Annotated in this window: 18 protein-coding genes and 2 tRNA genes; 11 read left to right on the forward strand and 9 right to left on the reverse strand. The window is 64.3% G+C overall.

Annotation, left to right across the window (positions count from 1 at the left end; genetic code table 11):
* The first annotated feature begins 5 nt into the window (after nucleotides 1-5).
* The 7 genes from P5W98_RS08395 to P5W98_RS08425 all read left to right on the forward strand — a co-directional run bounded on the left by P5W98_RS08395 (nucleotide 6) and on the right by P5W98_RS08425 (nucleotide 6543).
* Nucleotides 6-1193 carry a tetratricopeptide repeat protein gene (locus P5W98_RS08395; RefSeq protein ID WP_421024131.1) on the forward strand — a complete coding sequence of 396 codons (1188 nt, stop codon included), beginning with the start codon at nucleotides 6-8 and terminating at the stop codon, nucleotides 1191-1193.
* 238 nt (nucleotides 1194-1431) lie between these two features.
* The gene (locus P5W98_RS08400; protein WP_421024132.1) at nucleotides 1432-1977 is read left to right on the forward strand and encodes an NUDIX hydrolase; all 546 of its coding nucleotides are present in this window, start codon (nucleotides 1432-1434) and stop codon (nucleotides 1975-1977) included.
* A 14-nt stretch (nucleotides 1978-1991) separates the two neighbouring features.
* A complete protein-coding gene (aat, locus tag P5W98_RS08405; RefSeq protein ID WP_421024133.1) occupies nucleotides 1992-2756 on the forward strand; it encodes a leucyl/phenylalanyl-tRNA--protein transferase in 765 nt (254 codons plus the stop codon).
* Nucleotides 2757-2915: 159 nt separating this feature from the next.
* Nucleotides 2916-3695, forward strand: coding sequence for an arginyltransferase (locus P5W98_RS08410; RefSeq protein ID WP_421024134.1), 780 nt, complete (start codon nucleotides 2916-2918; stop codon nucleotides 3693-3695).
* Nucleotides 3696-3837: 142 nt separating this feature from the next.
* Nucleotides 3838-4872 carry a quinone-dependent dihydroorotate dehydrogenase gene (locus P5W98_RS08415; RefSeq protein WP_421024135.1) on the forward strand — a complete coding sequence of 345 codons (1035 nt, stop codon included), beginning with the start codon at nucleotides 3838-3840 and terminating at the stop codon, nucleotides 4870-4872.
* A 125-nt stretch (nucleotides 4873-4997) separates the two neighbouring features.
* A complete protein-coding gene (locus tag P5W98_RS08420; protein WP_421024136.1) occupies nucleotides 4998-5795 on the forward strand; it encodes a cystine ABC transporter substrate-binding protein in 798 nt (265 codons plus the stop codon).
* Between the two features lie 88 nt (nucleotides 5796-5883).
* The gene (locus P5W98_RS08425) at nucleotides 5884-6543 is read left to right on the forward strand and encodes an amino acid ABC transporter permease (RefSeq protein ID WP_421024137.1); all 660 of its coding nucleotides are present in this window, start codon (nucleotides 5884-5886) and stop codon (nucleotides 6541-6543) included.
* A 22-nt stretch (nucleotides 6544-6565) separates the two neighbouring features.
* Here the strand turns inward: P5W98_RS08425 and P5W98_RS08430 are convergent, their stop codons facing one another.
* The 3 genes from P5W98_RS08430 to P5W98_RS08440 all read right to left on the reverse strand — a co-directional run bounded on the left by P5W98_RS08430 (nucleotide 6566) and on the right by P5W98_RS08440 (nucleotide 10408).
* Nucleotides 6566-7579 (reverse strand): Gfo/Idh/MocA family protein, encoded by a 1014-nt coding sequence (locus P5W98_RS08430; protein WP_421024138.1) that lies wholly within the window; start codon nucleotides 7577-7579, stop codon nucleotides 6566-6568.
* Nucleotides 7580-7789: 210 nt separating this feature from the next.
* On the reverse strand, nucleotides 7790-8509 hold the full coding sequence (locus P5W98_RS08435) for a FadR/GntR family transcriptional regulator (protein WP_421024139.1): 720 nt from the start codon (nucleotides 8507-8509) through the stop codon (nucleotides 7790-7792).
* A 285-nt stretch (nucleotides 8510-8794) separates the two neighbouring features.
* Nucleotides 8795-10408 (reverse strand): mannose-1-phosphate guanylyltransferase/mannose-6-phosphate isomerase, encoded by a 1614-nt coding sequence (locus P5W98_RS08440; protein ID WP_421024140.1) that lies wholly within the window; start codon nucleotides 10406-10408, stop codon nucleotides 8795-8797.
* A 734-nt stretch (nucleotides 10409-11142) separates the two neighbouring features.
* Between P5W98_RS08440 and P5W98_RS08445 the strand changes: the two genes are divergently transcribed.
* A complete protein-coding gene (locus tag P5W98_RS08445; RefSeq protein WP_421024141.1) occupies nucleotides 11143-11877 on the forward strand; it encodes a Crp/Fnr family transcriptional regulator in 735 nt (244 codons plus the stop codon).
* Between the two features lie 180 nt (nucleotides 11878-12057).
* Here the strand turns inward: P5W98_RS08445 and rpiA are convergent, their stop codons facing one another.
* From rpiA to rnr, 4 genes are all read right to left on the reverse strand, one after another.
* Nucleotides 12058-12753 carry a ribose-5-phosphate isomerase RpiA gene (gene rpiA / locus P5W98_RS08450; protein WP_421024142.1) on the reverse strand — a complete coding sequence of 232 codons (696 nt, stop codon included), beginning with the start codon at nucleotides 12751-12753 and terminating at the stop codon, nucleotides 12058-12060.
* A 137-nt stretch (nucleotides 12754-12890) separates the two neighbouring features.
* Nucleotides 12891-13796, reverse strand: a complete 906-nt coding sequence (locus P5W98_RS08455; protein ID WP_421024143.1) for an N-acetylmuramoyl-L-alanine amidase — start codon at nucleotides 13794-13796, stop codon at nucleotides 12891-12893.
* A 12-nt stretch (nucleotides 13797-13808) separates the two neighbouring features.
* The gene (gene rlmB / locus P5W98_RS08460; RefSeq protein ID WP_421024144.1) at nucleotides 13809-14552 is read right to left on the reverse strand and encodes a 23S rRNA (guanosine(2251)-2'-O)-methyltransferase RlmB; all 744 of its coding nucleotides are present in this window, start codon (nucleotides 14550-14552) and stop codon (nucleotides 13809-13811) included.
* Between the two features lie 270 nt (nucleotides 14553-14822).
* Entirely contained in the window at nucleotides 14823-17408 is a 2586-nt protein-coding gene (rnr, locus tag P5W98_RS08465; protein ID WP_421024145.1) for a ribonuclease R, read from the reverse strand.
* A 235-nt stretch (nucleotides 17409-17643) separates the two neighbouring features.
* Here rnr and P5W98_RS08470 point away from each other — a divergent pair.
* The 3 genes from P5W98_RS08470 (at nucleotide 17644) to P5W98_RS08480 (ending at nucleotide 18018) form a co-directional block, all read left to right on the forward strand.
* Nucleotides 17644-17730: transfer RNA gene (locus P5W98_RS08470), tRNA-Leu, on the forward strand.
* On the forward strand, nucleotides 17721-17873 hold the full coding sequence (locus P5W98_RS08475; protein ID WP_421024146.1) for a hypothetical protein: 153 nt from the start codon (nucleotides 17721-17723) through the stop codon (nucleotides 17871-17873). The genes P5W98_RS08470 and P5W98_RS08475 overlap by 10 nt, the downstream gene beginning before the upstream one ends.
* 58 nt (nucleotides 17874-17931) lie before the next feature.
* A tRNA-Leu gene (locus P5W98_RS08480) sits at nucleotides 17932-18018 on the forward strand.
* Nucleotides 18019-18131: 113 nt separating this feature from the next.
* Here the strand turns inward: P5W98_RS08480 and P5W98_RS08485 are convergent.
* Both P5W98_RS08485 and P5W98_RS08490 read right to left on the reverse strand, forming a co-directional pair.
* On the reverse strand, nucleotides 18132-18995 hold the full coding sequence (locus P5W98_RS08485; protein ID WP_421024147.1) for a nucleotidyl transferase AbiEii/AbiGii toxin family protein: 864 nt from the start codon (nucleotides 18993-18995) through the stop codon (nucleotides 18132-18134).
* Nucleotides 18976-20073, reverse strand: coding sequence for a type IV toxin-antitoxin system AbiEi family antitoxin (locus P5W98_RS08490; protein ID WP_421024148.1), 1098 nt, complete (start codon nucleotides 20071-20073; stop codon nucleotides 18976-18978). The genes P5W98_RS08485 and P5W98_RS08490 overlap by 20 nt, the downstream gene beginning before the upstream one ends.
* Nucleotides 20074-20149 lie beyond the last annotated feature (76 nt).

Here is a 20149-nt window from a genome sequence, read left to right on the forward strand (position 1 = left end):
AAATCATGTTCAAAAATGATTGGGCGAGAATCAAATATTTCGCCGGGCTGGCAAACACATTTGATGAAACTCTACTAAACCTATTAACCAATATCGCAAACGATCCCGATGCGCTTAGAGAACTCGCTTATGCCTTATACGAAAGTGATCGATTCGAGCAAACTCTGAGTGTGGCAATGCAAGGGCTTGCAATTTCACCAGCACATCCCGTATCGCGTTACGACGCCGCAAGAGCATGCAGCATAACAGGAGATGTCGCGAAAAGTCGCCAGCATATCGAGATTGCAGTTAGCGTTCACAGCAAGAATCCCTATTTTCAAAGTCATTATGCTGACACGCTATTACGCCTCGGTGAATTTGAAGAAGGCTGGAAACGCAAAAAATGGCATTACCAAATGCCCGGAATTGAAGAGAGCATGGTTCAGCTCCCCTTTCCCAGGTGGTCGGGCCAACCGGTCTCTGGAAGCACATTTTTGCTCGTCGGCGAACAAGGACGCGGCGACGAGATTCAATTTTTAAGATTTGCGAAATGGTTGAACGAAGAAGGCGCAACAGTGGACGCGCTAGTGTGTGAGCCTATAGTGCCATTGGCAAAATCCATGGCCAGCATTCGCGCTACCTATACTCGAATTCCACCGTGCTCCTATCAATACTGGTGCCATATAACCAGGGTTCCAGAATTCATGAACCTTGAGCTTTCGATGCTTCCCTACGCAACCCGATACATATCGTCATTATCGGAAAAAGACGACTACTGGAATCATAGGATCAACGCGCTTACCACCAATGGAGCTTCCAGAGGGAATATGAAAATCGGCGTTGTGTGGGAAGGAGGTCCTGCGCACTCGCTCGATCGTTTCCGGTCGATCAGCCTGAATACATTTATCCCCCTCTTCACACTACCGAACGTGACGTGGTTTTCCTTACAGAAAGGAAAAAGCGAGCGAGAAAATTGTGCGCTCGAGAAGCATTTCGATTTGCACACGCTTGGCCCGGAAATTCACGATTTTACGGATACGCTATCAATACTCAACAAACTGGATTTGCTTATTTCGGTTGATACATCGGTCGCTCACCTCGCGGGCGCGGGCGGCACTCCAGTGTGGACGCTCATACCGGCTTACGGCGATTGGCGATGGCTCACCCATAGAACGGACAGCCCCTGGTATCCGACCATGCAATTGTTTCGGTAACGCAAATTACGAAATTGGGTTGAGGTCGTGAGTGAAGTGAGGGATGCATTGCTGGCACGCACCAGGGCCAAAGCCTGGCGCGGTGTTCGGCGCGATCCCCGCTGAAATCGAACCGCTTCCGATCGCCACACAAGCGAGCAGCAGCCCGCCCCCTCCTCCAATACCGGGAATCCGCGCCCGCTCCCGTCGCCCCGCCTTGCGGTGATACACTCGCATCACCCATCCCCCTATCGTGCCCATGAAATTCTGCTCGACTTGTGGTCAGGCGGTCAGCCTGCTCGTTCCGCCCGGCGACAATCGCGAACGCTACGTCTGCTCGCACTGCGGCGCCATCCACTACCAGAATCCGCGCAACGTGGTCGGCACCGTTCCCGTCTGGGAAGACAAGGTGCTGCTGTGCCGCCGCGCGATCGAGCCGCGCTACGGCTACTGGACGCTGCCCGCCGGCTTCATGGAGATGGGCGAGACGACCTCCGAAGCCGCTGCGCGCGAGACGCTCGAGGAAGCCGGCGCACGCGTCGAGGTGCAGAACCTGTTCTCGTTGCTGAATGTGCCGCGCGTGCATCAGGTGCATCTGTTCTATCTTGCGCGCCTGCTCGACCTCGATATCGAAGCCGGCGAAGAGAGCCTCGAAGTGCGCCTCTTCGAAGAGCACGAAATCCCGTGGGACGACATCGCGTTCCCCACCGTCGGCCAGACCCTGCGCTGCTTCTTTTCCGACCGCCAATCGGGTAGCTACGGCCTGCACACAGGCGACGTCCTGCGCTCCCTGCGCGACGGCTGACCTGCTTTACGGCGATGGTGCCCTGGCTTTCGCCCGACGACCCGTTCCCGCCTGTCGAGCGCGCCCTTGGCGCGTCGAGCGGCGCGCCGGGCCTGCTTGCCGCAAGCGCCGACCTGCTGCCCGCGCGCCTCGTCGACGCCTATCGGCACGGCATTTTTCCGTGGTACTCGGACGGCCAGCCCGTGCTCTGGTGGAGCCCCGATCCGCGCATGATCCTGCGCCCCGACGAGTTCAAGGTCTCGCCCTCGTTCAAGAAAACGCTCAAGCGCGTGCTGCGCGACCCCGCGTGGGAAATCCGCGTCGACAACGATTTCGCCGCCGTGATGCGCGCCTGCGCGAACGCGCCGCGCCGTGGCCAGCGCGGCACCTGGATCACCTCCGACGTGATCGACGCCTATTCGAGCCTGCATCGCATCGGTGACGCGCACAGTATCGAAGCGTGGCTCGACGGCCAGCGCGTGGGCGGCCTCTATGGCGTCTCGCTCGGCAAGATGTTTTTCGGCGAATCGATGTTCGCCTCCGTCACCGACGCCTCGAAGATCGCGCTCGCCGCGCTCGTCGCGCATCTGCGCCGCAACGGCGTCGGGCTGATCGACTGCCAGCAGAACACCGCGCATCTGGCTTCGCTGGGGGGGCGCGAAATCGGGCGCAAGGCGTTCATCGCGCATGTGCGCGCGACGGTAGGCGCGGGCGCGTTCGGCTGGCGTTTCGATAAAAGCGTGCTCGCCGATTGGATCGGCCAGGGCCACGCCGACAACAGCGCCGTATCCGCGCTCTAGGACACGCGTCAGGGCAGCCCCACGCCCGTCGCCCATGCCCGGCGGCGCGCAATTCGATGGATGCGCGTCTGGCGTCGATGTTAGTATGCAAGGAGAAAACGTCGCATCCGCTGCGCGTGGCGCTGCGCGACGATCCGAACCGCAACGAGAGCTGCCAACGTGACGCATCCGAACGAGCTGCCGCTTTCACCGCTTTCCGCGCTGCAATTCTATGCAACGGCACCCTACCCCTGCAGCTATCTGGAGGGGCGCATCGCGCGCTCGCAAGTGGCGACGCCCAGCCATCTCATCAATTCCGACGTCTACACCGATCTCGTGAAGGCGGGCTTCCGCCGCTCGGGCGTCTTCACCTACCGGCCCTATTGCGATGGCTGCCGCGCCTGCGTGCCGGTGCGCGTGCCGGTCGAGCGCTTCACGCCGAACCGCACCCAGCGCCGCACCTGGAAGCATCATGGCGAACTCGTGGCGACGGTCGCGCCGCTCCATTACGACGAGGCCCATTACGCGCTCTACATGCGCTACCAGTCGGCGCGGCACGCGGGCGGCGGCATGGACCGCGACAGCCGCGACCAGTACGAGCAGTTTTTGCTGCAAAGCCGGATCAACTCGCGCCTCGTGGAATTTCGCGAGCCCGATCCGCAGCGCCCCGACGAGCCCGGCACGCTGCGCATGGTGAGCATGATCGACATCCTCGGCGACGGGCTGTCCTCGGTCTACACCTTCTTTGAGCCCGACAGCCCGCACACGAGCTACGGCACCTACAACATCCTCTGGCAAATCGAGCAGGCGCGCAGTCTGCAACTGCCCTACGTCTATCTCGGGTACTGGATTCGCGAGAGCCCGAAAATGGCCTATAAAGCCCGCTTTCAGCCGCTCGAAGGCCTCTTCGACGGCGTCTGGTGCGCGCTCGGCTCCACGAGCGAAGCTGCTGCAGGCTAGCACGCGAGCGGCGCCAAGTTGATCTTCCCGTGCATGCGCGCAGCCCGCCGCCGTTTGCGGTAAATGGCGGGGGTGAACTGCGTGGTGAACTTTATCGCTAAAATAGCGGGTTCTCATTTTTCTGCGCCTGCGCCTTTTCCCCGTGTTCAGCACCCTTTATCCGCTCGTCCGCGACCGGCTCTTCCGCATGGACGCCGAAGACGCCCACCATCTCTCCCTGCGCATGATCGGCGCTGCGGGCCGTACGGGCATGGCAGGCCTCTTCGCGCCGCGCGTGCCCGACTCGCCGCGCACCGTCATGGGCCTCACGTTCCGCAATCCGGTGGGTCTCGCCGCGGGCCTCGACAAGGAAGGCGCCGCCATCGACGGATTCGCCGCGCTGGGCTTCGGCTTTATCGAAGTGGGCACGGTCACGCCGCGTCCGCAGCCGGGCAACCCGCGTCCGCGCATTTTCCGCCTGCCCGAGGCCGGCGGCATCATCAACCGGATGGGATTCAATAACCAGGGCGTCGAGCAGTTCGTGAAGAACGTGCAGGCCGCGCGCTATCGCGGCATCCTCGGCCTGAACATTGGCAAGAACGCCGACACGCCGATTGAGCGCGCAGCCGACGACTACCTGTTCTGTCTCGAGCGCGTCTATCCGTTCGCGAGCTACGTGACGATCAACATCTCGTCGCCGAACACGAAGAATCTGCGCCAATTGCAGGGCGGCGGCGAGCTCGACGCGCTGCTCGCCGCGCTCAAGGACAAGCAGCAGCGTCTCGCCGACATGCACGGCAAGCTCGTGCCGCTCGCGCTGAAGATCGCGCCGGATCTCGACGATGAGCAGATCAAGGAGATCGCCGACACACTCCTGCGCCACCAGATCGAAGGCGTGATCGCGACCAATACGACGCTTTCGCGCGCGGCGGTCGAGGGCCTGCCCAATGCCAACGAAACCGGCGGTCTCTCGGGCCGCCCGGTGTTCGAGGCTTCGAACGAGGTGATCCGCAAACTGCGCGCCGAACTCGGCGAGCAGGTGCCGATCATCGGCGTAGGCGGCATTTTCTCGGGCGAAGACGCGCGCGCGAAGATCGCTGCAGGGGCATCGCTCGTGCAGGTCTACACGGGTTTCATCTACCGCGGCCCGGCGCTCGTTGCCGAATGCGCGCGTGCGCTGGCCTCGGGCCGCGCGTGAGGCTATAGTTTCAGGCCATGTGCGGCGCATGGCGCGCATCGGGCCATGCACTCCGCTCCAGAAGACGGCCGGCCCGGGGAATCCTCGGGCTCGCTACAAAACCGCAGCAAAACAAGAGGAAAACAATGAAAGTCGCCTTGCTGAAAAAGCTCCTTGCGCTCGCACTCGCCGGCGCATCGTTCGTTGCAGCGAGCGCCCACGCCGAAGACCTGCTCGACCAGGCGAAGGCGCGCGGCACGCTGCGCATCGGTCTCGAAGGCACGTTCCCGCCGTTCAACTCGAAGGCGCCTAACGGCGAACTGGTGGGTTACGACGTCGACATCGCCAAGGCCGTGGCCGCGAAGTTGGGCCTGAAGCCCGAATTCGTCACGACCGAATGGAGCGGCATCATCGCGGGTCTGCAGGCCGGCAAATTCGACGTGATCGTCAACCAGGTGGGCGTCACCGACCAGCGCAAGGCCGTGCTCGACTTCTCGCCGGCCTACACGTACTCGGCCGCGCAGCTCATTCAGCGCAAGGACGATACGCGCCAGTTTACATCGCTCGAAGAACTGAAAGGCAAGAAGCTCGGCGTCGGTCTGGGCACCAACTACATGGACATGGCGAAGTCGGTGCCGGGCATCGACGTGAAGACCTATCCTGGTGCGCCGGAATACCTGCGCGACCTCGCAGCCGGACGTCTGGACGCGGCGCTCAACGACCGCCTGATGCTCGCCTACCTGCTGAAGAACTCGCAGCTGCCGCTGCGCACGGGCGCGATGGTCGGCGCCGGCAACCCGTCGGCCATTCCGTTCAGGAAGGGTAATCCGAAGTTCGCCAAAGCCATCGACGACGCCATGGCCCAACTCGAAGCCGACGGCACCTTCACGAAGATCTCGGACAAGTGGTTCGGCATCGACGTGACCAGGCCGATCACGAAGTAACGGCGTCAGTCGCGCGGGGCGGCATCGCAGGGTGCCGCCCCATGTTTTTACGGCTCGCCCGGCGAGCGCTTCTCATCCGCGTCCTCCCATGCCCATCTACTCGCTCATCATCCAGTCGCTGCCCGTGCTCGCGCAGGGCGCGGTGCTGACGGTCAAGTTCGCAGTCCTGTCGATGATCTTCGGGCTCATCGGCGGCGCGGTGCTCGCGCTCATGGGTATCAGCTCGAATCGTGCGCTCGTGTTCATTGCGCGCGTATACGTGAGCCTCATGCGCGGCACCCCGCTGCTCGTGCAGATCTTCGTGATTTACTACGGATTGCCGAGCATCGGCATCTCGCTCGACCCCACGCCTGCCGGCGTAATCGCGCTCTCCGCGAACGTCGCGGCCTATCTCTCCGAGAGCATGCGCGGCGCGATTCTCGGCATCCACAGCGGCCAGTGGCTCGCCGCCTATAGCTTGGGCCTCTCGCGGCGTCAGACGCTGCGCTACGTGATCGCGCCGCAGGCGCTGCGCATTGCGGTGCCGAGCCTCTCGAACAGCCTGATCAGCCTCATCAAGGACACTTCGCTCGTGTCGGTCATCACCGTGACCGAACTGCTGCGCAGCGCCCAGGAGATCATTGCTTCGACGTATCAGCCGCTGCCGCTCTATCTCGCGGCCGCCGCCGTCTACTGGGTGCTCTGCCAGGTGCTCGAGTGGATCCAGCACTGGTACGAAAAACGCCTCGCGTTGCCCGCGCGGCATTGAGCGGCATTGAGCGGCACTAGCGTCACTCGCAGTCGAAACGCAAGCCGAGCGCCGCGCGAGCGGCATCGGCCATCGCGATCATGCGCCGCGAGGTCTCGTGCGGCATAACCGGGCTCTCCAGCGCGCCGGCGCGCAGCAACTCGCAAAAGTGCGCGGTTTCGTAGTTCAGGCCACCGCCTTCGAAGGGCTCGTCGAGTTCGACCGTGCGGCCGTCGACATAGCGGATCGTCGCGCGCACCGGGTTCCACCAGTTCGCATGAATCGTCACGTGGCCGTTCGGTCCCGCCAGCAACGCATCGCCAAAACCATGCAGATCGAGCCCGCAAAAGAGTTGCGCGATACCGTTTTCATGCTGGCAATTGAGGCTTGCAAACGTATCCACGCCCGTGACGCCCAGGCGCCCGAAGGTCTGCACCTCGCGCGGCGCGCCTAGCCAGTCGACCGCGAGAAACATCTCGTACACGCCGATGTCGAGCAGCGCGCCGCCCGCGTGCTCGAACGAGAACGACGGATGGCCGGCAGGAACGTTGGCAACCGAGCAGCCCGCGCGCACGAGGCCCACGGGGCCGATGGGATCGGCTTGCAGATGCGCGCGCAAGGCGCGATAGAGCGGGTAGAACGGCGGCTTCATCGCCTCCATGAAGAGACGTTGCGCGCGCCGCGCGGCATCGAGCACGCGCTCGAGTTGCGCGGCGTTCACGGTCGCGGGCTTTTCGCAGAGCACGTGCAGGCCCGCGTCCAGCGCCGCGACCGCATAGTGCGCGTGGCTGTCCTGCAGCGTGGCAATGTAGACGGCGTCGACGCTGCTCGCGAGCAGCGCCTCAAAACTCGCGCACGCAGTGGCGCCGCACTCCTGCGCGAGCGCCTCGGCCGGCGCCACGCGGCGCGACCACACCGCGCCCACGCGCGCGCCTTGCACATGCGCCACGCCCTGCGTGAAACGCCGCGCAATGCGCCCCGCGCCCACGATGCCCCAGGTTATCGTGGCCGACGTGACACCATTACGGATTTCGCTGCGCTTGCCTGAATCGCCCATGCCTTGCCTCGTATCGCCGATTGCGTCGATTGCGTGATCTGCCTGCCGCACGCCGTACACCGGCCGCAGCAAAGCAAAGATACGCACGATACGGGCTTGCGCGCGCGCAGGCAACCGCTCAGTTAACCGCTCAGTTAACCGCTCAGTTAATTGCTCGTTTAATTGCTCAGTTAATCACCCGGCTAACCAACCAGGCAACGAACGAGCGCATCAGCGCGGCTCGACAGCCTCCGGCGAAAGCGAGCTGTGAAGCTCGTCGGCAGTCAGCTCGATCATGGCCGCCGCGGCCTTGCGCGCGTCTTCGGGCGCGCGTCGCTCGATCGCGTCGACCACGCTGCCGTGCGCGTTGACCACGTTGGTCCAGCCGCCCTCGCGCTGGCTCAGGATGGGCCCCACGAGCGTGAGCGCGCCGCGAATGATCGCCGCCATCTGCTGATAGAACTGATTGCCGCTCGCAGCGAGAATGCGCGTGTGCAGAAGCGTGTCGGCAGCTTCGCAACCGGCTTCGCCGGGACTCGTCTGGCGCAGCGCCTCGTAGGCTTCGCGAATGCCTGCGAGATCCGCTGCGCTCGCGCGCTCGGCTGCCAGCGCGCACGCGGCGGGCTCGATCAGCGCGCGGAACTCGATCACGTCGCGCAGAAAGTTCTTGTCCGGCTTCGCGCGAAAACGCCAGCTCACCACGTCTTCGTCGATCATGCGCCAGTCGCGCATGGGACGAATGCGCGTGCCGATCTTGGGCCGCACGTCGAGCATGTGGCGTGCGAGCAGCATGGACAGCGCTTCGCGCATGACCGTGCGGCTCACGTCAAACTCTTTGGACAGTACATCCTGCGGCGGCAGGATCGCGCCGTAACGTTCTTCGACGATGCCCGAAATAAGGCCATCCATGACCTTGCTCACGAGTGAGCGTTCCTTGTTCCCCAGTTCCATGACCCTTCCCCCCGATGCCGCGTAAGCGCGCCTGTTTGACGGTTGCTGCGTGGGCCCTCGTGCTTCGTCGAACTTAGTCGTAAGTTGCCATGCGAATTGCATGAACCGCCAGCCAGGATATCTCCTGACGCAAAGATGGCGCGGCAAACGCCCTGTCCGTACCCGCTTTTCCAGGCTCTCCCGAGTGTGTCCCGGGTGATCCCGTCAGGCCCTTTGATTTCCCGATTCTTGTGATTTGCAGTTTCCTGCCGTTGATTCGTAAGCAGTTTGTATGGATTTACCCAGCTACTTTCTTTGCCACGCGAGCGCGTCTTCGTGCTCTCCCGCACGCCCGTACTGATCGTCGAAGCGCACGATGTCGTCTTCGCCGAGATAGCCGCCCGACTGCACCTCGATGATCTCGAGCGGCGTCTTGCCCGGGTTTTCGAGCCGGTGCTTCACGCCGAGCGGAATATAGGTTGACTCGTTCTCGGAGATCAGGAACACTTCGTCGCCGCGCGTCACACGGGCCGTGCCGCGCACGACGACCCAATGCTCGGCGCGGTGATGATGCATCTGCAACGAGAGCCGCCCGCCCGGCTTCACGACGATGCGCTTGACCTGGAAGCGCTCCCCGCGGTCGACCGAGTCATAACAGCCCCACGGCCGCTCGACGCGGCGATGATGCTGCGCCTCCTCGCCGTGTTGCGCCTTGAGCTTGCCGACGATCGCCTTCACGCTCTGCACGCGGTCCTTGGCCGCGACGAGCACGGCATCGGCGGTCTCCACCACCACCACGCCGTGCACGCCCACGCAGGCCACGAGCCGGCCATCGGAATGCGCGAAGCTCTCGGTCGAGTCTTCGAACAGCACGCGCCCGCGCGCGACATTGCCGCTCGCGTCCTTGTCGGAAACCTGCCAGACCGCATCCCACGCGCCAACGTCGGACCAGCCCGCCACGAGCGGCACGACCACGCCGGCGAGCAGCGCGTCGGCACCCACGGACTCCATCACCGCATAGTCGATCGAATCGGAGGGGCACGCGTCCAGCGCCGCCGCATCCAGATGAACCGCGCCGTCCGCGTCGACGCTCGCGCGCTCGAAGGCCTGCGCGCACTGCGCCGCGATGGCGGGCCGGCAGCGCGCGATGGCCGCGAGCCACACCGAGGCGCGCACCACGAAAATGCCGCTGTTCCACCAGTAATCGCCCGACGCGACGTACCGCGCGGCAACCTCGGCATCGGGTTTCTCGACGAAGCGCTCGATGGAGCGCGCACCGCTCGCGCCAAGCGTCGCGCCAGCGCCGATGTAGCCATAGCCCGTCTCGACGCGTTGCGGCGGCACCCCGAGCGTGACGATCGCACCACGCGCTGCGTAGGTCACGGCGTCTTCCAGCGCCGCGGCAAACGCGGCCCGATCGGCAATCAGGTGATCCGCGGGCATGGCGACCAGGATCGGGTCGCTATCGTTTTGCGGCGCTTTTTCCGATGCTTTTGCCGACGCGGCGTCCGATACGGTTTCCGCCGCTGCCTGCTCCGCGCATGCGGCGAGCGCAGCCACGGTGAGTGCCGGCGCGGTGTTGCGCGCGACCGGCTCGAACACGACGCGTGCCGGCGTGCCGCTGCGGCCGAGCCGGTCGGCGGTCATATGGCGCAGATCCTCGCTGCTCACGACAAGCGGCGCGGCTTTGCGCACCGACGCGCCGCCACGCGCATACACACCATCGAGGCGGCGCACGGTGGCCTCGAGCAGCGACTCGCCATCGAGCAGGTCGATCAGCTGCTTGGGGCAATGTTCGCGCGAAAGCGGCCATAACCGCGTTCCCGAACCGCCGGCCAGCACAACGGGCTGAACGACGAGTGCGACTTCGGGTTCATTGGCCGCGGCAATCAAGCCGGCCTGCGTAACGACCTGGTTCATGCAGGAAGCTCCCCATTCGGATATCCAGTCCAGGGCAGGTGCGGCATCGCGTACTGCTTCGCGTGCGCCCCTGGGTATTTGGACTCCATTGGAGCAAAGCGCTGCAGGCGATTCTGTACGCATACCCACACTGACCGCGCGACTGGCGTGCAGTCGAGCAACGAGACATTTGTGCACGCATGTGCTGTGCGAGAGCGGCTGGGCATCCATGTTTCAGGAGCGAACATTTCCGCGCGGATCGCCTCCGGCGCAACACAACTGAATCAAATTCGAACGGTTCCGCGTGCGTTGCGAGCGGTCGGGCGCAGCCCTCGATCGCGCGTGTTTCAGCATGGAGTCATTTTTGAACACGCCCCCTGGTGCGCCGAATAATCCAATAAATTCAATTACTTGCAAAGTTACATCTAGTTACAAATAGCGCCTGCGGCGGCCGGAGCCGCCCTAAGCGTCGTACAGATTTGAAACAAAAACGGCGAGTTACCTGGGTGCGCTCACATCGTTGTGCCCGCAAAGCCGCACACATACGAGGTTTGCGCCGCTCTGGCACATCCCCTGCTTAGTGGGATGCGCCACACAGCGTGACGCATACAGCCGATATAGCGCACGCACTCGGGACTATGGGGCCGGCACTACGAGCCAATAGCCGCTACGGGAAGCGGCATACAAAAAGCGGTTCGACGACCGGAATGAAAAGACAAGGGGCGGTGAAAGCCGCTTCGCACGAGGACCAAATCATGTTGACCCTTCAATCGGATCTGCACGGCAACCATTTGCTCGGAGCACTGCCGTCGCACGAGTGGCAAGCACTCGCACCGCATCTCGAACTTGTCCATCTGCGCACCGAACAACTGCTCTGCGACTCCGGCCAGCGCATTCACCACGTCTACTTTCCGACCACGGCAATCATCTCCATGCTCTCGACGATGGAAGACGGCAGCTCCGTGGAGATCGCGGCGGTGGGCCGCGAAGGCATGACCGGCGTGCCCGTGCTCACGGGCGGCGAAACCATGCCCAATCGCGTGCAGGTGCAATGCACGGGCTTCGCGTATCGCATGAGCGCGCAAAGCCTCCGGCAGCAGTTCGCGCGCTCGGACTTCCTGCGCCGCCTCATGCTGCTCTACATGCACGCCCTGCTCACGCAAGTGGCGCAAACCGCGGCCTGCAACCGCCATCATTCGCTCAGCAGGCAGCTGTGCCGCTGGCTCCTGATCGAAGTGGACCGCGTAGCGTCGAACGACTTGACGGTCACGCAGCAGCTCATCGCCGACATGCTTGGCGTGCGCCGCGAGGGCATCACCGAAGCGGCCGGCAAGCTGCACAACGAAGGCCTGATCCACCACAGCCGCGGCCGCATCCGCGTGCTCGACCGCAAGGGCCTCGAAGCCCGCGCCTGCGAGTGCTACGGCCTCGTGCGCCGCGAGTTCGACCGCTTGCTGCCGCGCCTTCATCAAGCGGAAACCGTGGAATGAGCCGATCCCTGGACGTCATGACGAGACAGCTCCGCTTTCTCGTCATGACGGCTCGGGTCGCACAGCCTGCCCGCCTCGCCACATCATCAGGATCCCTGAACGATTATCGGACCCGCAGCACAGGAGCATGACGGCGCGCGCACCGCATAGCGGTGTTCGCGCCGCCGCTCGCTCGGGCGATCAGCCCTTGCGATAGTCGATGCGCTCGACGCCCGACTCGCCGCCGAGCAGGCACAGGTCGGCGCCGCGTGCCGCGAACAGGCCCACGGTCACGACACCGGGCCATGCGTTGACCTGCGCCTCGAGCGCGCGCGGGTCGCCGATGCGCAGGCCCTTCACGTCGAGAATCTCGTTGCCGTTGTCGGTGATATAGGGCGTGCCGTCCGTCTGCACGCGCAGCACGGGCACGCCGCCGAGCGCCGTCACGCGGCGCCCGACAGCCGTGCGCGCCATCGGCACGACCTCGATGGGCAGCGGGAACTGGCCGAGCACGTCCACGCGCTTGCTTGCGTCGGCGATACACACGAACACCTCCGACACCGACGCGACAATCTTCTCGCGCGTAAGCGCCCCGCCGCCGCCCTTGATCATCGCGCCCGATGCGTCGATCTCGTCGGCACCGTCCACATAGACGGGCAGCGATTCGATCTCGTTCAGGTCGAAGATCTTGAAGCCGTGCGCTTCGAGGCGCGCCGTGGTCGCGACCGAGCTCGATACGGCCCCGCGATAACGGCCTTTGCTGGCAGCCAGCGCGTCGATGAAACAGTTCGCGGTCGAGCCGGTGCCGACGCCAATCACGGCGCCTTCCGGCACATGCGCGTTGACATAGTCTGCGGCGGCCTGGCCGACCAGTTTCTTGAGTTCGTCTTGAGTCATGATGGGGAACTGCCCGAGGAAGGAAAACGCGGAAAACGCATAGTTTACCGGAGTTGCGTGCCGCCGCTGGGGCGACCACGCACGCTGCGCGCCGATGCACGACGTCTCGCGCGCCGCACGCATGTCGCGCCGCGCATTCAAGGCGCCGTTTCGCTCACGCCGGCCGGCGCCGGTACCGTCCGGTCGACGTATTTGTCTAGCAGCGCCTGCGCGATCGCATCGGTTTCCGCGTCGGGCGTGCCCGAGTAGTCGCGTGCCCGGAAGTGCATCTGGAAGGCCGCGAACACGCGCCGCGTGCGCGCGTCGAGCACGCCGTCGGTTGCGACCTCGTAGCCATAGCGCGCAAGCTTTGTCTGCAGGCCGAGCACGTCGGCCGGCGCGTCGGGGGCGCGGCCCGCGAGCTCGGCCTTCACGGTCGCATCGTCGGGCCATGCGCCCACGCCCGCCTCGTAAAGCGGCTTCCACGGGAACAGCGGGCCCGGATCGATCTTGCGCTGAGGAGCGATATCGCTATGGCCCACCACGCGCGTGGGTGCAATGCCGTAACGCGCGACGATGTCCTTCGAGAGCGCGATGATCGCCGCGACCTGCTCGGGTGGCCAGGGCGCCCACTCGCGTGGCGGCGACCCTTCCGGCGTGGCTTGCGAGTCTGTGAGCGGCCCCGAATTGACGTTTTCGATGCCGATCGAAGCCGCGTTGAGCTCGGTCGTGCCCTGCCACTCGCTCGCGCCCGCATGCCAGGCGCGCTGTGCTTCGGGCACGAGTTGCAGCACGACGGGCTTGCCGTCGCGCAGCGGCGGATGCACGGGAACGAGGTAATGGGCACTCACGTTCTCGCGCGTCAGCTCTTCAAGCGCGGTGGGTTCATCGCCCTGCGTATAGTGCTCCACGAGGAAGCGGATGCGCGAGTCCGCGCTGCGCGCGTGATATTGCGTGTCGGCGACGTAGCCGCGGCGATCGACCATCGTGGCGGGCGCGCACGCGGCGAGCGCAAGCGCCGCGAACGCCGCCACGCCGAGTCTCGACTTGCGCAGGACGCGCATGCGCGGCACGCGTCAGCGCGCGACCGAACGTTGACGCACCGCCTCGAACAGGCACACGCCCGAAGCGACGGAAACGTTCAGGCTCTCGACCGTGCCCGCCATCGGAATGTGCATGACCTCGTCGCAGGTTTCGCGCGTGAGGCGGCGCATGCCCTCGCCTTCGGCACCCATCACAAGCGCGACAGGGCCGTCGAGCTTCGTCTGGTACAGGCTCGCGCTCGCGTCGCCCGCTGTGCCGACCACCCATACGCCGGCGTCCTTCAGCTCGCGCAGCGCGCGCGCAAGGTTCGTGACGGTGATATACGGAATCGTATCGGCCGCGCCGCTCGCAACCTTCGCAGCGGTGGCGTTCAGGCCCACGGCGCGGTCGCGCGGCGCGATCACGGCGTGCGCGCCGGCTGCATCGGCCACGCGCAGACATGCGCCGAGGTTGTGCGGATCGGTCACGCCGTCGAGCACGAGCAGCAGCGGCGAGCCCTGGATGCCGTCGAGCAGCTCGGCCAGGTTCTGCGCGAGCGGCAGATCGTGCACGCGCGCGACCACGCCCTGATGGCGCTCCGTGCGAGCGAGCCCCCACAGGCGCGTCTCGTCCGCGGCGATGATGCGCACGCCCGCTTCCTTTGCGGCGTGCAGGAAATCCTGCATGCGGCGGTCACGCCGCGTCGTGTCGTAATAGACATCCTCGACCGTGGACGCGTCGTGCCGCAAGCGTGCGGTCACCGCATGAAACCCGTAAAGAACCTTGAGACGTGACATGACTGGATACAACCCCTGATGAACGGTTCGCGGCGCACAGGACCTGCGGCCTCGTGCCTTGAGTCTCGCGTTGCGAGCCTCGTGCCGCGAACGACTGTGATTCTGCCGGCCGACGCGCGGTCCGGGTACGCCCTGCCTGCGTCGATGGGTCTAGATGGCCGCCTCGGTGCAAGGCCCGGCGTGACTGTTAAACGTGCGCGCGCCGCGCGGCATTCGCGGCGCGGCGCATGGTTGCTGCCGATGCTGCACGCCCTCGCGCGCAGCCCGGCTTTAGCGCTTCTTGCGCGATACCGGCTTCTTCGCCGCCGACTTCGACGCCGCGCGCTTCTTCGCGGTCTTCGCCGCGCTGCGCGCCGCGCGCGCTTCCTTCACGGCCGCGCTCTGCGCCGGCGCGGCCTTCTTGCGCCGGACGTCGCCGCTCTGGCCACCCTGGCCACCCTGGCCACCCTGGCCGCCTTGACCGCCCATGCCCTGCGGCAGCGAACGCACGCGCGGACCGCCCTCCTGCGGCCCGCCACGTTCCTGCTGGCCTTGCCCGCCGCGATTCAGAGCGGGCTTGACCGGCGTATCGCGCACGAGGCGGAAATCGATCTTGCGCGCATCGAGATCGACGCGGCTCACCTGCACGCGCACGCGGTCCGAAAGACGGTAGCGGATGCCGGTGCGCTCGCCGCGCAGCTCGTTTTTGATGTCGTCGTACTGGAAATAGTCCGAGCCCAGTTCCGTCACATGCACGAGACCTTCGATGAACAGCGAATCGAGCTGCACGAAAATGCCGAACGACGTCACGCCGCTCACCATGCCGCCATATTCCTCGCCGAGCTTGTCGCGCATGAAGTAGCACTTGAGCCACGCCTCGACGTCGCGCGAGGCTTCATCGGCACGGCGCTCGTTGGCCGAGCAGTGCAGGCCGAGCTCTTCCCAGATTGCCGTATTCGCGCCGCGTGCACGCTTGCCGCGCTTCGCCTCGTCCTCGGCCTGCATCGCGCGGGCGCGCGGCGAAAGGGCCGTGTTGAGCTCGACGCCTTCGGGCGCCGCCGGCTGATACTTCTTGCCCTGCAGGATCGCGTAGATCGAGCGGTGCGTGAGCAGGTCGGGATAGCGGCGGATCGGGCTCGTGAAGTGCGCGTAGGCCTCGTAAGCGAGGCCAAAGTGGCCGATGTTGTCCGGGCTGTAGACGGCCTGCTGCATCGAGCGCAGCAGCATCGTTTGCAGCATCTGCGCATCGGGCCGGTCGCGGATGTGCGCCATCAGCGCCGCATAGTCGCTCGCGTGAGGCGTGTCGCCGCCGCCCAGCGAAAGACCCATGCCGCGCAGGAAGGTGCGCAGGTTCTCGAGCTTTTCCGCGCTCGGCCCCGCGTGCACCCGGTACAGGCCCGGATGCTTGTTGCGCTTCATGAAGTCCGCCGCGCAAACGTTGGCCGCAAGCATGCACTCTTCGATCAGCTTGTGCGCGTCGTTGCGCTGGCGCGGCACGATCTGCTCGATCTTGCCCTGCGCGTTGCAGACGATATAGGTCTCGGTCGTGTCGAAGTCGATCGCGCCGCGCTTCTGGCGCGCCGCGAAAAGCGCCTTGTAAACGCCGTAGAGGTTCTGCAGATGCGGCATCAGCGCGGCGCGCCGCGTCGCCTCCGGCCCCTTGGTGTTCTTGAGCACCGCGGCGACCTCGGTATACGTGAGGCGCGCCGCCGAATGCATCACACCCGGGTAGAACTGATACGCCTTGATCTCGCCGCGAGCGGTGATGACCATATCGCACACGAGCACGCAGCGGTCCACATGCGGATTGAGCGAGCAAAGGCCATTCGAGAGCTTCTCCGGCAACATCGGAATCACGCGGCGCGGGAAGTACACCGAGGTGCTGCGCTCGATGGCGTCCACATCGAGCCCGCCGCCCGGCTGCACATAGTGCGAGACGTCGGCGATGGCCACGAGCAAGCGGAAGCCGTCGCCGCGCCCGACCTTCATCGGTTCGCAGTAAACGGCGTCGTCGAAGTCGCGCGCATCTTCGCCGTCGATGGTGACGAGCGGCACGTCGCGCAAATCGATGCGATAGCGGATATCGGCGGGACGCACGGCATCGGGCAGCTTCGCGGCCTCATCGAGCGCGGGCTTGCTGAACTCGTGCGGCACGCCGTACTTGCGCACGGCGATCTCGATCTCCATGCCGGGATCGTCGATGTCGCCGAGCACTTCCAGCACGCGGCCGAGCGGCTGCGAGTGGCGGCTCGGGAAGTCGGTGAGTTCGACGACCACCACTTGCCCGACCTTGGCCTTCTTCGCATTTTGCGTGACGAGAATGTCGTGGCCGATGCGCTTGTCTTCGGGCGCGACGATGAGCGCGCCGTTTTCATTGAGCAGCCGCCCGATCACGCTGCGGTTCGCGCGGTCCGTGACCTCGACGATATGCCCTTCCGGACGCCCGCGGCGGTCATAGCCGACGATGCGCGCGAGCACGCGGTCGTTGTGCATGACCTTCTGCATCTCGCCTTGCGGCAGGAACAGGTCGTCCTGGCCGTCGTCGCGCACGAGGAAGCCGTAGCCGTCACGATGGCCCTGAACACGGCCCGCAACGAAGTTGGAAGGATGCGCAAGCTGATAATGGCCGCGCGAATCGAGCCGGATCTGCCCGTCGCGCTCCATCGCGGCGAGCCGCCTGAAAAACCCTTCACGCTCCTGGCGCTTGATGGCGAGAGCCTCGGCGATATCGTTCGCGGTACAGGGCGATTCGCTGGTCCGCAGCACGCCGAGAATCTCCTCGCGGCTGGGAATCGGATAGGGATATTTGCTCAAGGGCTTATCGATGGTTGTTCTCGTGGCGTGGACATCGGATAGTGCGCGGACACGGGAAATCATGCCGCGCCCGGTCTTGCTGCGAGGCATTCTAACACCCGAGCCGCGCCCGGCAATTCAGCGTGGAAGCTTGCGGACGCCCGCTGCACGCGCCTCGCGCGCCGGACTCACGGCCAGCGCCGACGCGGCACTTTTTTCTCGAATTTCCTCAAAAGGGCCTTGACAGGTCCTGTAGACACGCTAAAATCTCGTTCTCTGCTGCACGACAAGCGTAGCAGCAAGTAGTAAGCGACACCTTGCCCAGGTGGCGGAATTGGTAGACGCACCAGGTTCAGGTCCTGGCGGTGGCAACACTGTGGAGGTTCGAGTCCTCTCTTGGGCACCAAGATTCAGAAAAGCCGGCTTTATGCCGGCTTTTTTCGTTTCCGTGCGGCTCCGCTGGCGGTGAGAGCCGCAGCATGCTGCGCCGAATGTTTCGCGGCTTCCCGCGCGCAGATGCAGATCTTTCGCGATGTGAAGATTTTTTGAAAACATTGATTGACAGGGTCCACGAACACGCTATAATCGCTGTTTAGCTTGAAGACGTGCCCAGGTGGCGGAATTGGTAGACGCACCAGGTTCAGGTCCTGGCGGTGGCAACACTGTGGAGGTTCGAGTCCTCTCCTGGGCACCACGCTTCTTCAAGTCACGGCTTCATCGAAAAAGCCCGCAAATTGCGGGCTTTTTTGTTTTTGCGCGACTGAAACTGAAACGCGCCCGCTATCGGCGATCAGTACAGCAATGCAATCACGGCCCCGGCCAATCCAGCAGCCCGATCCTGAATTCAACGAGCCGGCTCTCGATCGCCGCTACCGGATCTCCGGAGTGAGCGCCGCCACGCAGCATATGCACGACGAGCCTATCGTGCAGTTCGGGGGCGGCCAGAATGCGGGCGATCTGTTGCCTGCTTCGGGCCGACGCGATGGACGCGATATCCATTCCGAGCAATCTCGGACCAGCGCGCTCGAACGCATAATCGCAAGCCGCCAGTAGCGGCAACTCCTCCCCATAAAGCCTGTCGGCGTTGCCGGCAGTCGCATAGTTTTCGAGCAGATACCGGAAATCCACCGCGTCTTTCGGATTGGACTGCCCACGGTCCAGCCACGCGATCAGCTTCGTCATCACGAGACCCGGTATCGACGCAACGCGAATCTCGCATCGGTCCGCAATGCGCACGGTCACCGCGCTATCCAGCGCTTCGGCGTAGCCCGCCACGTTCATCACAATTGCCATGTCCGGCGGCCACGCCACTTGCGACGGAGAGATCTCGACACCGCCGAACGGGACCAGATCCACCGGAAAGCCTTCGCCAACCGGAGGCGAATAATGAAGCCGATGCACAATCTTCCCGTCCGGGCGGAACGCCGGCTCCCCAAGCAGCGCGGTTCGCAACGCTTCGAATGCAGGCCAACTCTCGATGGCCATTGCGAAATCGATGTCGGGACTGGCGCGGTTGAGCGGGAATCCATGCAGGTGGTACATCAGAATATCCCTGGCAGTCGCACCGACAACGAAGTACTGCAGGTTCGACAGCCGCGCCACGCGATCCATGGCCGACAACACTGCCTGCTTTCCCGCCGGGAGTGGCGCCTTAAGATATACGACCGTCATTCGCCCCGCTCCATTGATCGCGAATCAACGCCGCTGCCTCCGCATTACGGGGCTCTCTCGTGCGCAGGAGATCCGCGTACACGAGCAAAAGCGGCGCCGTCAGCTGCGCCGTCCGTGCGTCGTCGAGATGCCAGAAGGCATCGACAATTTCCAGGCTGCCCGCGGGATCGGCACGCAAGCGGTGCTGCTTCGCCAGCGCCATCATGACAGCCGGTCTCGCTGCGGGTTCGACATATAGTGTCTGCGAGGCCGGCCGAAGCTGCCCGGTCAGTTTTGCGGCAGCGACTTCTCCACTCCACCAGGCTTGCCCGGCAGGAAGTTCCGCGCGCTGCCACCACGAAGGATCATCGACCGCAAACCGTTGTACGCTGAGCTTCGGCAGCAGGCGCAGCGGATAATTGATCGTCCACTCTTCCCTCAGCGCGTCAGGATCGAGCAATCGCCGGTCCTCCGTGCCGGCCAGCAAGCCGCGTTCACGCAGGTCATCGAACACGCCGCCGACCGTGCCAAGCGCCACCCCTGCCGACGACGCGATTTCCCGGTATGGACGGTTGATGAGTTCCGGAGCGGAAAGCAACACAAAAATCATCTTGAGCGCGGAAGCACTCGCGGAGATCGCAGGTTTTCCTGATCTCGAGACGAAACGCCTGATGTCCGGATTCGCCGGCCGGCCTGTGACGAGAATGTACTGGCCGGGACCACGCACATAAAGATTACCGACGAGGTCGATGAACTGCAGGCCTTGTTCGACGCACTCGTCCGCTAATGCAGGCGTCAGCCAGGACGTGGCCAGAAGGATCGGAAGATCGGCAGTGGCACTTTGGGCCACGACGGTCCTCACCTCCTCCCGCGTTCGTATCCGGGTGCGAGCAGCGAGCATGTAGGGTTGCGGAGCGCCGTTCACCTCCAGCGTAACCTTCGCCTCTCTGGCCGGCGCAGCGCTGCGGGCTGTCGGGCCGAAGTCGATTACCCGCAGCGGAATACCCAGACGCCCGGTGGCCCCGTTGACGAGCCGCCTGAGCAGCGCCTCGGTTGGACGATCAAAATTCGGGAGACCATGCTGGTTGCCGTCGTTCATAAATCTCGCTTGTTCAAAAACAATGAACACGCCAGCATTATGAACAGAAACCACGAGATGTTCAATTTTTTCTTCC

This window comes from Paraburkholderia sp. A1BS-2L, assembly GCF_051125205.1.
GTDB lineage: Bacteria > Pseudomonadota > Gammaproteobacteria > Burkholderiales > Burkholderiaceae > Paraburkholderia.